The organism is Dysgonomonas sp. 216, assembly GCF_010501065.1.
Classification (GTDB): Bacteria; Bacteroidota; Bacteroidia; order Bacteroidales; family Dysgonomonadaceae; genus QVMM01.
Window position 1 is genome coordinate 206,549 of record NZ_QVMM01000003.1, and the last position, 14,086, is coordinate 220,634.

14 protein-coding genes and 1 tRNA gene are annotated in these 14,086 nt (G+C 36.4%); 8 read left to right on the top strand and 7 right to left on the bottom strand.

Translation table 11 applies throughout. The features are described 5' to 3' along the window. Positions 1–232: 232 nt before the first annotated feature. From D0T53_RS03315 to D0T53_RS03325, 3 genes are all read left to right on the top strand, one after another. Positions 233–640: a hypothetical protein gene (locus D0T53_RS03315; RefSeq protein ID WP_163265053.1), complete on the top strand. Its 408-nt coding sequence runs from the start codon at positions 233–235 to the stop codon at positions 638–640. Between the two features lie 7 nt (positions 641–647). Continuing rightward, the gene (locus D0T53_RS03320) at positions 648–908 is read left to right on the top strand and encodes a DUF4884 domain-containing protein (protein ID WP_163265055.1); all 261 of its coding nucleotides are present in this window, start codon (positions 648–650) and stop codon (positions 906–908) included. A 142-nt stretch (positions 909–1,050) separates the two neighbouring features. Then, entirely contained in the window at positions 1,051–1,608 is a 558-nt protein-coding gene (locus D0T53_RS03325) for a hypothetical protein (RefSeq protein WP_163265057.1), read from the top strand. An 84-nt stretch (positions 1,609–1,692) separates the two neighbouring features. On the opposite strand, the gene D0T53_RS03330 is transcribed toward D0T53_RS03325, so the two are convergent. Then, positions 1,693–1,765: transfer RNA gene (locus D0T53_RS03330), tRNA-Met, on the bottom strand. Positions 1,766–1,878: 113 nt separating this feature from the next. Here D0T53_RS03330 and D0T53_RS03335 point away from each other — a divergent pair. Genes D0T53_RS03335 through D0T53_RS03355 form a run of 5 tightly spaced genes read left to right on the top strand, consistent with a single transcriptional unit; the run spans position 1,879 to position 6,883 of the window. Next, positions 1,879–2,754 (top strand): YicC/YloC family endoribonuclease, encoded by an 876-nt coding sequence (locus tag D0T53_RS03335; protein ID WP_163265059.1) that lies wholly within the window; start codon positions 1,879–1,881, stop codon positions 2,752–2,754. Positions 2,755–2,763: 9 nt separating this feature from the next. After that, positions 2,764–3,330 (top strand): guanylate kinase, encoded by a 567-nt coding sequence (gene gmk / locus D0T53_RS03340; protein ID WP_163265061.1) that lies wholly within the window; start codon positions 2,764–2,766, stop codon positions 3,328–3,330. A gap of 9 nt (positions 3,331–3,339) precedes the next feature. Next, positions 3,340–3,912: a nicotinate (nicotinamide) nucleotide adenylyltransferase gene (gene nadD, locus D0T53_RS03345; RefSeq protein WP_163265063.1), complete on the top strand. Its 573-nt coding sequence runs from the start codon at positions 3,340–3,342 to the stop codon at positions 3,910–3,912. A 32-nt stretch (positions 3,913–3,944) separates the two neighbouring features. Continuing rightward, entirely contained in the window at positions 3,945–5,147 is a 1,203-nt protein-coding gene (locus D0T53_RS03350) for an L-serine ammonia-lyase (RefSeq protein WP_163265065.1), read from the top strand. A gap of 26 nt (positions 5,148–5,173) precedes the next feature. Further along, positions 5,174–6,883, top strand: a complete 1,710-nt coding sequence (locus tag D0T53_RS03355; protein ID WP_163265067.1) for a L,D-transpeptidase family protein — start codon at positions 5,174–5,176, stop codon at positions 6,881–6,883. A 46-nt stretch (positions 6,884–6,929) separates the two neighbouring features. Here the strand turns inward: D0T53_RS03355 and D0T53_RS03360 are convergent, their stop codons facing one another. The 6 genes from D0T53_RS03360 to D0T53_RS03385 form a co-directional block, all read right to left on the bottom strand. Next, positions 6,930–7,670, bottom strand: coding sequence for a polyprenol monophosphomannose synthase (locus D0T53_RS03360; protein ID WP_163265083.1), 741 nt, complete (start codon positions 7,668–7,670; stop codon positions 6,930–6,932). Positions 7,671–7,746: 76 nt separating this feature from the next. Continuing rightward, entirely contained in the window at positions 7,747–8,400 is a 654-nt protein-coding gene (locus tag D0T53_RS03365; RefSeq protein WP_163265069.1) for an NAD(P)-dependent oxidoreductase, read from the bottom strand. Positions 8,401–8,478: 78 nt separating this feature from the next. Continuing rightward, a complete protein-coding gene (locus D0T53_RS03370) occupies positions 8,479–9,810 on the bottom strand; it encodes a deoxyguanosinetriphosphate triphosphohydrolase (protein WP_185152965.1) in 1,332 nt (443 codons plus the stop codon). A 105-nt stretch (positions 9,811–9,915) separates the two neighbouring features. Continuing rightward, positions 9,916–10,539 (bottom strand): hypothetical protein, encoded by a 624-nt coding sequence (locus D0T53_RS03375; RefSeq protein ID WP_163265071.1) that lies wholly within the window; start codon positions 10,537–10,539, stop codon positions 9,916–9,918. 213 nt (positions 10,540–10,752) lie between these two features. Continuing rightward, a complete protein-coding gene (locus D0T53_RS03380; protein ID WP_163265073.1) occupies positions 10,753–11,862 on the bottom strand; it encodes a TlpA disulfide reductase family protein in 1,110 nt (369 codons plus the stop codon). Positions 11,863–11,891: 29 nt separating this feature from the next. Then, positions 11,892–12,962: a TlpA disulfide reductase family protein gene (locus D0T53_RS03385; protein WP_163265075.1), complete on the bottom strand. Its 1,071-nt coding sequence runs from the start codon at positions 12,960–12,962 to the stop codon at positions 11,892–11,894. Positions 12,963–14,086 lie beyond the last annotated feature (1,124 nt).

Sequence of the window (14,086 nt, forward strand, 5' to 3'; positions counted from 1 at the left end):
AATTTATGAGATAGTTGTTGAGGCTAAGCCCGATAACTATCTCATATTTTTTTATCCATTCTTTATATCCCGAATAATATTAAAACCTGAAAGAGTTTTATTAAGATGACAAATAAAGTAAGGTTAAATAAATATTAATGTACTATGGATTCTTTAATTAAACCTTTTCTTTATTTGTTGGTCAAAAGAATTGTAGTAACAAGTAAAATACGAACCAAATAATAAAATCGACATGAAAACAAAGGTTACATTTCTACTTTTAGTCTTGTTTTTTATTTCAGCATCATTTGTTGAGGCTGCAAACAGACAAAGAATCATAACTAAAAAACAAAATCATTCATGCAACATTCGATGTAATTTTGCACATATACCTAATTTAACACCAAAACAGAGAAATAAAATAGATAAGATTTGTTATAACAGAGACAAAAAAGTAAAACTATTAGAACATCAAAAGCGTCAACTTAAGTATGAATTAGTACGTCTTGAACGCCGCCCTTATCATGGATCGTGTAAAAAAGTTGAAAGAGTGAAAACCAATATACATAAGAAAAACATAGAGATAGCAAGAGTGACCCGTGATGCAGAATTGAAAGTATATTCTTTATTAAGCCGAGGACAACGAATAATATACACATAAAAATATTATGAAAACGCTATCAATATACTTGCTCGTTATTTTGACGACATTTTTGGGATCATGTGTTTCTACATATCCCACAGCATTGAATCAGACATCTCCAAGTAATAATAATACTTATACTGTAAGTTATTTATTTGAACACGAAGGTGTAAAAGTCTATCGTTTTTATGATAACGGACAATATGTATATTTTACAAATTGTGGAGGAGAAATGACTTCAATAAATAATGATTCCATTGGAGTACGTATACAAACCATTAAATAAAACAAAAAGAACCACTTTTCAATGATCCTTTCAGTTTAGTTGAACACTCTATCGAATTCTCGAACGATTTTATTGAGGATTGGAAGAAGATTGCTACATTTTTATTACATTTGGTAATTTTTTAACTAAAAGAAATGCATTTATGAAAAAAACATTATTTATTATTTTCTTATTAACATTAGGTTGTACTTTCACCCTATTTGCTCAGGATGCAAAAAAAGAAGCCGAAACAATTAAAACAAAAATGGATGCTTTCTCATCTAAAACAGGGACAATAACTAAGTTTATAGACACTAAACTTCCTAACTTAAAAACATCTTATTCTTCGCCTGAAACTCGGATTAGAAAAATCAGTAATACAAATATATCTGCCTATTTCTATCAAATTGAAAAAGAAGGAAAGTATAGTAATAACACAGCTTCAATTGAATATTCAGACTTACTTGAAGTCATAAAAGCATTATCTGTATTAAAGGTTGACGAGAGTAAAGATATTGCTTTAAATCCTGATTATTTAGAAAATAAATTTGTAACTGTAGATGGCTTTCAAATCGGATACTTTGTAAGTAAGGGTAAAAGTACTTGGTATATAAAGCTTGAAAAATACGGATCAGACAATACTGTTTTTATAAATGATGTAAATATTGTGGAAGCTGCATTTACTGAAGCTAAGAATAAAATAGAGGAACTAAAAAAATAAATTTTAATTGATTCGATTCAGATTTCAAAATCAACTGATGTAAAATAAGAAAGCAATCTCTTTCAGAGATTGCTTTTTCTTTAGTTGCGGAGACCGGACTCGAACCGATGACCTCCAGGTTATGAGCCTGGCGAGCTACCAACTGCTCCACCCCGCGATTTATTTCGAGTGCAAAGATAAGTATTACGAAAATACAAACCAAACTTTTAGTAATAAATTTTCTAAGAATAATTATTTCACTACATTTGTAGGAAATATAATACATTCTATATGATACAGTCAATGACTGGTTTCGGCAAAGCTAAAACAGAACTCGAAACCCGAAAAATTACTATCGAAATTAAATCGCTTAACAGCAAACAGCTGGATTTATCAGTGCGAATCCCTTCTTTGTATAAAGAAAAAGAAATGGCTCTACGCAACATGTTGGCTAAAAAGCTGGAACGAGGAAAAGTTGAGTTTGCCATATATATAGAAAATATAGGTACTGAAACATCCACGCAAATTAACCACAATATAATTGAAGGTTATTACAACCAAATCAACGAATCGGCTGGTAAGCTAGGAGTTGCTCCTCCTACCGACTGGTTTAAGGTTTTGCTGCGTTTACCCGATACACTGAAATACGAAGCTCAGGAATTAGACGAAAAAGAGTGGAGTCTTATTGATGCAACTATCAACAAAGCCGTTGAACAAATAATAGATTTTCGTAAACAGGAAGGTCAGAGCCTAAGCGCTTTATTCGAAACAAAAATATCTAACATATCTCAGTTGATGACTGATATAGAGCCTTTCGAAAGCGAGCGTATCGAGAAAGTCAAACAACGTATAATAGAAGCTTTACAAAAAATAGAAAATTTCGACTATGATAAAAATCGTTTCGAGCAAGAAATGATCTATTACATAGAGAAACTTGATATAAACGAAGAAAAAGTCAGGTTAAAAAATCACCTTGATTATTTTATCGAGACAATGAAAGATACCGGTTCGGGGCAAGGCAAAAAACTAGGATTTATAGCACAAGAAATGGGTCGCGAAATAAATACGATGGGATCGAAATCGAACCATGCCGAAATGCAACGCATTGTTGTGCAAATGAAAGACGAGCTGGAGCAAATAAAAGAACAAGTGTTAAATGTTTTATAATTGCCATACGTGGGAAAACTTGTGATATTTTCGGCCCCCTCGGGTTCAGGCAAATCTACTATAGTAAATTATTTATTGAGTCTAGGTTCTTTAAATCTGCATTTTTCGGTATCGGCAACAAGCCGGATGCCTCGTGGATGCGAAAAGGAAGGACATGAATATTATTTTCTAACACCCGAAGCATTTAAAGAGAAAATTGATAATGACGAATTTCTCGAATATGAGGAAGTTTACGAAAATCGGTTTTACGGGACACTGAAATCGGAAGTGCAGCGGATTCTCGATAATGGAGGAAATGTTATTTTCGATATAGATGTTATAGGAGGCTGTAACATAAAAAAATATTACGGCGATCAGGCTCTTTCGGTATTTATTATGCCCCCTTCGGTCGAAGAATTACGTTTGCGCTTAGAAAAAAGAGCAACCGACAGCCCCGAAGTAATTAACGAACGTATACTTAAAGCCGAATTTGAAATGACCTTTGCTCCTAAATTCGATATAGTGATAGTTAATGAGGATTTAGAAACGGCAAAAGCTGAAACTTTTGAGGCTGTTTCGTTATTTTTAAATTCATAACAACATATTATGAATATAGGAATATTCTCAGGTTCGTTCAACCCTATTCATATAGGGCATCTGATATTGGCAAATTACATCTCAGAATTTACCGATATTGATGAAGTATGGTTTCTGGTAAGTCCGCAAAATCCATTAAAGAATGACAATCTGGAAGACGAACAAATAAGACTCGAAATGGTAAATCTGGCACTTTCAGGCTATCCCAAGCTAAAGGCCTGCGATTTTGAATTTTCGCTACCCCGTCCGTCATATACAGTAAATACGCTGGATGCTTTAAAAAAGAAATATACCGAACATAAATTTTCACTAATCATAGGTGCCGATAATTGGAAAAACTTTGAACTGTGGAAAGACTATAAAACAATATTGAACAATTTTGATATATACATATATCCACGTTTATTATTCGACATTGAAGCAAGTGATATATTGAAAGACAATATCACAATTTTGGATTCTCCTATTATCGAAATATCATCAACATTCATAAGAAACAGTATTAAGGATAAGAAAAATGTAAAGGCTTTTCTCTCCGAGAAAGTCTACGAATATATAAGCAAGAATAATCTTTATAAATAAAAAATTACTATCTTGCTCGCCACGAAGTAAGGATGGAATCAATACGCAAAATATACAAAATAGGATACGGTCCTTCCAGTAGTCATACTATGGGTCCGCGCAATGCTGCAAGCATATTCAAACAACGAAATACTAATGCTGCCGGATTTCGAATAACCCTATATGGCAGTCTTGCTGCAACAGGAAAAGGGCACTTAACCGATGTTGCCTTAATAAACGAATTGCAACCATACAAAACCGAAATAGTATGGAAACCCGAAATAGTTCTTCCTTTTCATACAAACGGGTTGAAATTTGAGGCTCTCGACCATTCGGGTAATGTAACTTCGGACTGGACTATATATAGTATCGGAGGAGGCGATTTAGCAGACGAGAGCACGAAGCAATCGCAAGAAAACATATACGAACTACATTCAATGTCTAAAATTCTGCAAATGTGCCAAAACTCAGGCAAAACATTTTGGGAATATGTTGAAGATATTGAAGGTAAAGATATACTGGCATACCTGTCGGAAGTATGGGAAACCATGCAGGCAGCCATACATAGAGGTTTGGAAGAAGAAGGACTGATTCCGGGAGGGTTAGCTTTGCCACGAAAAGCTTCTACCTATTATATAAAATCGAAAGGATACCAAGGTTCGATAAAAAGCAGAGCCTTAATTTATTCATACGCATTGGCATGCTCTGAAGAAAATGCATCGGGAGGAAAAATTGTGACAGCACCCACTTGTGGTTCGTGCGGAGTATTGCCATCAGTACTCTTTCATCTGAAAAAGAATCACGACTTCAGCGATGCAAAAATAATCCGTTCGCTAGCAACTGCCGGACTTGTTGGCAATATCGTAAAATATAACGCATCCATATCGGGAGCCGAAGTTGGGTGTCAAGGCGAAATTGGAGTGGCCTGTGCTATGGCTGCCGCTGCTGCCTGCCAATTATTTGGCGGATCGCCGGCACAAATAGAATATGCAGCCGAAATGGGACTGGAACATCATCTAGGTTTAACATGCGATCCCGTTTGTGGTTTAGTACAAATTCCGTGTATTGAACGAAATGCATTTGCTGCTGCCCGTGCTTTAGATTCGTGTTCTTTTGCAATGCTATCGGACGGAAAACACCTTATTAATTTCGATAAGGTTGTAAAAACAATGAAACAAACCGGACGCGATTTGCCCAGCCTGTATAAAGAAACATCAGAGGGCGGATTGGCTATTTTCATGAAAGACGAAGAATAATTATTTTTGTAGTTAAAGGAATTACAATGAACAAACATTTAAGGATTTTTATTTTATTATTAAGCATCAATTCGATAGTAACACTTAATGGATGCAACACAAGCTCAAACACAAAACAACAACAGGAAATAAGCGATTTCCCTTTTCCCGAATTAAATACTGATATAGCCGAAAAGCTAGAAGGAGATACTTCGGTTTTAAGTTGGCTATACAAACAAAACGGATATTCGCCAATATGGATATCTAAAGACATAGACCTGCAAAAGATTAGAGATGTATTATCTATTTTCGACGAAAGTTATATGCATGGACTTTCTCCCGAATTATTTAATAAAACTACTATCTCGCAAATAGTAGATTCTATAAACAACAACTTTTACATTTGGGACGATTATCTTGATACAGCCTTAAGACTGGAACTATTATTATCCGAGTCGGCGCTTAAATATTCAACAATACTACAATTCGGATATTTAGCCCCTCAGAATTTATATCCCGAAGAATATCATATCGAAATAAGGAAGCCCGATTCAGCTTTCTACACAAATGCATTTAAGCAACTTGCTAATAACCAGATAGAACTTTTAACTTCGTCGCAACCTCAGTGCGAAGTTTATAAAAGTATGCAAAAGTCATTACTAAAATGGAGTTCTCTGCAAGACTCAACTTTCGCCACAATTGCCAATAAAGGCAAAAACAACGTTTATAAGCTTAAAGAAAAAAGCAATGTAGTAGCTACAATCGGTCACAGGTTATCCCTTTCGGGCGAATATATAAAACCCGATACAATGCCTGACATAATTGATGAACAGCTAATAGAAGCGGTAAACGCATTCCGAAAGCTTAATTCTTATCCCGAGAGCGAAGAGATAGATAAATTAGTTATTGATGCCATGAACAGGCCTCTCAGCCATTACTGTAACAAGCTTATTGCCAATATGGAACGATACAGGTGGAAAAGGGTAAAAGGCAAATCGGCAAAAAATATTGAAGTTAACGTAGCCGGAGCCTATTTAGTTGCCTCGGACAAAGATGCATCGCCTCTGCAAATGAAGGTATGCGTAGGACAGCCGTCAACCCCTACCCCATTAATAGAAAACGAAGTAGGTTACTTAAATATAAATCCCCTTTGGAATGTACCGAAAAGTATTGCACAAAAAGAAATATGTGTAATAATGAAACGGGACTCCACATATCTGGCTCGCAAAAATATGCGTTTATACAAAGGTGGCGAAGAAGTAGATCCATCAACCATTGATTGGAAAACCGTAAATTGCAGCCAATTTTATTATGAAATAAGGCAAGATGCAGGAGATTTTAACTCGCTGGGGCGAATAAAATTTATGTTTCCAAACCGTTTTGCCGTATACTTGCACGACACCCCTTCGAAGCTAACATTTAAACGAAAAAACAGAGCCGTGAGCCATGGTTGTGTAAGAGTAGAAAAGCCGCTCGATTTGGCTTATTATTGCACTTCTACAGCTTCGGATGAAGTTTATCAGGACAGGATACGATATTCAATAGACCGTTCTCCTGTATCGAAGCAAGGAAAAGAGCTATTGAAAAATGGAAAATTACAAAAGCTTCCGGATATTATCAACTTGAAGAGTAAAATTCCCGTATCGATAGACTATTACACAGTATACATGTTGCCAAACGATTCTACTTTATACTTTGCCGACGATGTATACGGATATGATGATATTATATTAAAGAATATGGACAACAAGAACTAAGCAATCAAGCCCTCTTTATAAATTTATAAAAGAGGCTTGCATTTGTTTAATATTTAGGAGCTTTTTTAAACCCTCCGAACATTTTGCGTATTCTTAAACCAATAACACCAAAAAAGGCTTCGCCAAATATCCCTGAGCTCATTTTCGATGTTCCTAATATCCTGTTCACAAAAACAATGGATACTTCTTTAATGTTAAAGCCCAGCACATAAGCTGTGTATTTCATTTCAATCTGGAACGCATATCCTTTAAAATGAATACTATCCAAGTCGATAGTTTCGAGCACTCGACGTTTATAACAAACAAACCCGGCTGTAGTATCGTGCACCTTCATTCCTGTTATAAGCTTTACATACTTTGATGCAAAATACGACATCAGCACGCGTCCCATTGGCCAGTTCACAACATTTACCCCTGTCGAATATCTCGAACCAACTGCCACATCCGCTTCGGTTAGGCAGGCATCATAAAGCCTTACCAAATCTTTAGGATTGTGAGAGAAATCGGCATCCATTTCAAATATATAATCGTAGTCGTGTGTTATAGCCCATCTAAACCCAAGTATATAAGCTGTTCCCAGCCCTAATTTACCTGCGCGTTCTAACAAATGCAACTTTTCGGGAAACTCTTTTTGCAAAGACTTTACAACATCGGCAGTACCATCGGGAGAGCCATCGTCTATTACCAGAATATGAAATTCTTTAGGTAAATCAAATACAGCCCTAATGATGTTTTCGATATTTTCTATCTCGTTGTATGTAGGAATTATAACTATCGAATCGGACATTATTACTATTTTTCTCAAAAATAGCGATTTTAAATGTCCGATTAGCAAATATCCATCAAATTTTAAGAATATTTTATTAGTATCCCGCAGTAAATCTCATATGAGAGAAACGATTATGCTCCAGTTCATCAACTATAGCCACAGCCAAATCCTCGACCGACAGCCTCGAATGCCCCTTTTTATCGAATACTGGTTCATCGTTTGCAACACGGTATACACCTGTTCTTCCGGTTTTTACTGCAGCATTCATTTCAATTGCAGGCGAAAAATACGTCCAGTCTAAAGTTTTATTTTTTCGTATATCGTTCAAGTAGTCGCGGGCGGCAGTTGCTCCGGCTTTAAACTGTTCAGGAAAATCGTCTCCATCAACTATTTGTTGTCCTCCAATGTACAACGAACCGGCACCCCCTATAACAATAAGTCTTTTTACCCTTGCATTTTCGGCAGCTTTTTCGATAGAATGCGCACCCTTCATATAATCGTTATACAAATCGGGGTTTGACCACCCTGCGTTGAATGCACTTATAACAACATCGTTATCTTTCATCACAGCCGATAAAGCCTGAGTATTGTTTACATCTACGCTAACAGTTTTAACATTAGCCGACTGATTTTTTATTTGTTCCGAATTTCGTGCTATAGCTATAACTTCGTAATTTCTCGAAACTAGTTCGTTTAAAATATGTGAACCAACAAAACCTGTAGCCCCAATTAATACAATCTTTTTCATATTAGTTTTTCTTTATAGATAAAAAAGCATTTATTATTAGAACTGATTATCGGGCATTTTGTTCAATAATTGTGTTTTTCACACAGCAGGCAAACTCATACCTGTTATTTTTCGGTACAAATCGAGTGCATACACATCCGTCATTCCCGAAATATAATCGAGCACGGCAAGTATTCGTGTATACAGTTTTTTATCGTTAACCTCGTACTGTTCGGGTACCCTGTTCAATAGTAATTTCGAATACGATTCATCGGGCTTCTGTACAGCATTAATAAGTATATCCAACAAAAACGATATTATCCGATGTCCTGCCAATTCGATATCCAATACATCTTTCGATCGATATATATTATCAATCGAGAACTTTTTACATGCCTTATAAGCTTCGCATGGTATAGACGATATTTTATCAATTAACGAATCCTCAAATTTGCCTGATAATATTTCGTCTTCGTTATCAACAAACACCCTGATGCACTCATTAATCAGTACACCTATAACGCTGGACCGAAGGTATGCTATCTGCTCGTTCACGTCGTCAACAATTTCCATTGTCTTCCTTATCTTCAATTGTCTTTCTTCGGGGAAAAATCCGAGTAAGAGCTCCTTTATTTTTTCGGTCGAAATAATACGTAACTTATGGGCATCCTCTAAATCCATTACCTGATAACAAATATCGTCGGCGGCTTCTACTAAAAAAACCAAGGGATGACGAGCATATTTTAGGGGAGATTCATGTAGTTTCAGCAGTCCTAACTCGTCGGCAATTATTCGGAAACTATCTTCTTCGGACTGAAAAAAGCCAAATTTATTTTTCTTGGTCGATGCCAATGACGAATAAGGATACTTAGCTATCGACGCCAAAGTTGAATAAGTAAGAACGAATCCTCCTTTGCGTCTGCCCGCAAATTGATGCATCAACAGACGGATGGAATTGGCATTACCTTCGAAATTAGTAAAGTCTTCCCAACGCCCGTTCTCGTCTTTTATCGATTTTTCCAGAACAGCACCTTTACCTTCGGAAAAATAAGTAGATATAGCTTTTTCTCCCGAATGCCCGAAAGGCGGATTACCCAAATCGTGAGCAAGGCATGCAGCAGCAACAATAGAGCCCATTTCGTCAAAATCGGCATCCATTCCTACATGTTTTTCTTTTAACATGCGTCCGGCTCCCATACCCAACGACCGACCCACGCACGACACTTCGATGCTATGTGTTAACCTGTTGTGCACAAACACACTTCCGGGTAAAGGAAAAACCTGTGTTTTATTTTGCAGCCGACGAAAAGGCGACGAAAATATTAAACGATCATAGTCGCGCTGATATTCTGTCCTATCCTTATTCCTTTCGTTGCTCATTCCCTCCAGCCCGAAACGTTTCGAAGTCAAGAGAGTTTTCCAATCCATCATATTCTTGTTATTTGTTCTTTTACAAAAGTAACAAATTAAGCCAATTGAATAAAAAAAGTGCATACGATAAACGTATACACTCTCTCATATATAAATTATATCGGTTTACTTTTCTACTAAAGTTACTTCTCCTTTACCATCGGCAGTAAACTCTATATCGTAATATTCGGTCTCTGTTACCATTTTACCGTTTTTCAACTTCGTATCGCTTCCTGCACGGCTTTGGATCGAAAACTCGTGTAGTGCTTTTTCGGGATCTGCATTCGATATAAGTTCATACGTACCTAAACCCGAAAAAGGATAATCTTCGGCAACAACCATCTGTGCTGCTTTATTTACATTGTCTGCTATTTTCGAGAAATCAAGATCCGATAGTTTTACGGCATTCTCTGGTTTGTGTTTTTTATCGAACGACGAAATAAAACGGGTCTGATCCTGTACATTATCCATTGTTGTATAAATAAGTAATCGTTTTAGTTCGCTGCTACCCGGTTCGTAATAATTTACAGTAACAATTTGCATATTAGTCGAAAAAGAATGAGAGTCTCCGGTTGTAAAAGTGATTTTTGAGACAAGTACATCGGCCGGTAAGTTTTCGTCGATCTTCGCTTTCATATTATTTATCGACTCTTGTTTTGTAAAATCGTACCCTGTAATACTTTCGCACGAGCTAAATAAAATAGTTGCTACCACAACTACAAATGATAAAATTCCAGTTAATTTTCTCATGATTCAAAATTGTGTTAATTTGGTTTATAAAACGCAAATATATGTATAATTTTCATCAACAAAAAGTTAATGCTAAAATAATGCCGAATAAACCGGATAAGAGCTCTAGTAAAGATGTACAGATTGTTTCGAGTATTTATCCTTACCTCTGTTAGATGGAAAAAGAGAATACCCAAACAGGATATTCTCTTTTTCTTTATATGTTAAAGACTATTATTTCAATAATTCGTCAAGAGCCGACAAAAGTTTTTGTCCGCGAAGATCTTTCTCTACTATTTTACCATCTTTATCTAATAATATAGTATGAGGAATGCTTCTTACGCCATATACTTTCGACAAGTCGCTATTCCAAGCTTTCAGGTCCGACATTTGTGGCCAAGTGATACTAAGATCTTTAATTGAAGTTTTCCAAGCATCGCCATCCTGATCGAGAGAAATACCTACTATTTCAAAACCTTTAGCTTTATATTTTTTGTAAGCCTCAATAACTACAGGCATTTCTTTTATACATGGTCCACACCATGATGCCCAAAAGTCGATAAGAACAACTTTTCCTTTACCTGCATAGTCTGAAAGTGCAATCTCTTTACCATCAGGAGTCAAACCTTTTACATCGATAAACTGTTTTCCGATAGCCGAATTTTCGAGTATAGTAAGATGCTCTTCTAATTGTTTAACCCGTTCGTCGGCTTTAAGCTCGGGACTGGCAAGCGACAACAGTTCTTTTTGTTGTTTTTCGTCGAACGCATTTGCCGACATCTTGAAGAAAAATTCTCCGATCGGGCTATTCATATTTACTTTGGTATATTCGAATAATATCCCGCTAATTTCTTTTGAAAATCCTTCAAACTCATCCATTAGTTTTTCTTCGGCTTCAGCCGTTAATTCACCTTTCTCCGACAAATCACGATGTTTTTGCCCAATAGCTCTAAGCTTCACATTTATTTCGTCTCTAGCATTAGCAAAACGTTGGAAAGCATCGTTATTTGTTGTTCCTTCTACCATTGTAAGAGAATCGATCAACATTTTTATTGTTCCGGGTTCTAAAACAAATAAGGCTGGAGCACCACCTTCAACCGATACAAAGCGCATTTGAGGTGCATCTCCGGCAATACCTTTAAACGTAAATTTACCATTTTCCACTTTGGCTGTATCAATATTATTGAATCCGCTACCATCTTCCTTTAGTTCCTGAAGGTAAACAGCCTTACCATTAGCCTCTTCTGTCTTAACTGTGCCGTCAAGAGTGTAGGCATTTTTATCCGCACACGAGCTAACAAGTATAGCAATAGCAGAAAGAAATAATCCGATTTTTTTCATCATTTAATAATTAAATTTGTTTATTTATATAGTTACTCTAAAATTTCGTCTAATTTATCTAACAATCTTTTGCCAACTAAGTTCTTGGCTATTATTTTTCCTTTTTCATCTAAAAGAAATACCGAAGGAATACTTGTTACTCCATACAATTGTGCAGCCTCGCTTTTCCAGCCTTTCAAGTCGGATATCTGAGGCCATACCATTCCGTATTGTCCGATCATATTTAACCACGAAGTTTTATTTTCGTCAAGCGAAATTCCTATAATCTCAAAACCTTTGTCTTTATATTTTTCGTATGCCGCAACAAGATTAGGCATTTCTTTGCGACACGGACCACACCACGAAGCCCAAAAATCGACAAGTATGAGTTTCTTTTTCCCGATATATGCCGATATAGATAACTCTTTACCTTCGGGGTTAAGCATTTTTACATCAATATAATCTTCTCCAATGCCGGGTCCCGAACCTCCTAACAGCTTTTTCATCTGCAGCCCCATCTGGCTATTCTTGAATTTGTCATTCGTTTCCGACAACAAATCTAAAATAACCGACGGGTCCATAGAATTCCATACCCCCGACAATATCATTTCTCCCAATTGGTTTTTTATATTCGATTTTATAAACTTATAGTCATTTTCTTGCAGCTTATTAATCAAATTTGCAGCTTGGGGAGATGAAGGAGATGCAATATTCATACTCTTCAAGCTATCGACTATAGCTCTTTGGGCCGATATGTAAGCCTGATATTCGTTATTTTTTGTTGTTCCGCTTACTAAAGGAATATTCTCTTCTAAATTTAAGAATATATCTCCGGCTTCTAACACAACCATCGATACAGGATAAATATTCTTTGTTGAATCGGAGAAAGATATTAAACCCACCTTTATTTCGTTGTCTGCTATCGTTTCCAAGGCAAATTTATTGTTTTCGACAACACAACTGTCAACCGGTAACAAGCCCGACTGTCCCGAATATTTACCTAAATAAACAGTTTTTCCGTTATTTATTCCTTCGGGAAAGGTTCCTTTAATTATTATCTTATTATTTGCATATATTGTAAAGGTTGTCGCAACCAAAAACAAGAACGATAATACAATTTTCATATTCAAATTACAAAGCTTTATTTTTCTTTGATTATTTCAAACTTGTTACTTTCACAAACAAGCGCATTTTACAAAAATACCTTTTTTATTTAGAAGATATGTTTTTTATCTAAGTAAAAAAACTTCATAATTTTGTTTATACCTATTAAGCAACTCTACCAATATAGAATTTCTCCTTCATTTAAATGCATCCAAGTGTATATTTATTATAAAACCTGACAGTTCTGACGGTTTTAGCCTCTTTATTGTTTCCAACAGAAGTGGCATCTTCTCTATTCCTCTAAAGCAATGAATATTCTGACAAAAGCCTCCTGTTTTACGATGACGAATTGTAAATTATTGAAGTTAAAGTTCTCTGCATGGTTGTTTTGACCGTTTCCATTATAAGCAGATACAGAGGGGCTTAACCGCCATAAGCCAAACATTCTTCAATGCAAGGCCAGAAAAGGAATATTCTTTAAATTATTCTTATTTACTGTTATTACTGCGCGTGATCGAAGATCACTTGCATTCCTTTTGCCCTATGCCGCAAAAGGAATCAAAAAGGCATTTTGCGGCTATACCTTCTTGGGGACAGCATTGCAGCCGTAAAGGCTAAATTAAAAATAACTCGCAGCTAAAGCTGCTCAAACAGCTTTTAATTTTTAACGCCTTTGCCGCCTGCATGCCTTGTCCGTCGAAGCTAAGGCCGCTCTCAGACAATGCATCGCAAAAAGGACCGACCTCGCCGTATGTGCGGGGTACCCGCTTAGCGAAGTGAACGCCCGGAACAAAAAGCTGTTTGAGCATAGCCTGACTTAAAAGTCAGCACAATCTTTTGTGCGAGTTATTTTTTGTTCAGTGAACAAGCTAAATGGCGGGTCGCACAGCAGGCGCAGTCTTGATTTTTTGGTTCGTTTTGCATCAAGGCAAAATGAACGAAGGCAAGCATCGGTAAGATGCGCGGCAGTTAAAAGAACGTTTTTTAAGCAATAAAACTACCCTTCGTAATCGTCGGGCATAGGTTGATATACGTAGTTGGGATCGTTAAGGCGGCGGGGCAATTGTTCCATCTCCCATTTGGTTTCTTTGTCTACAACTTCTACAATGATGGGCCGACGGCTTGGCGAGTTCTCTTTTTCTTC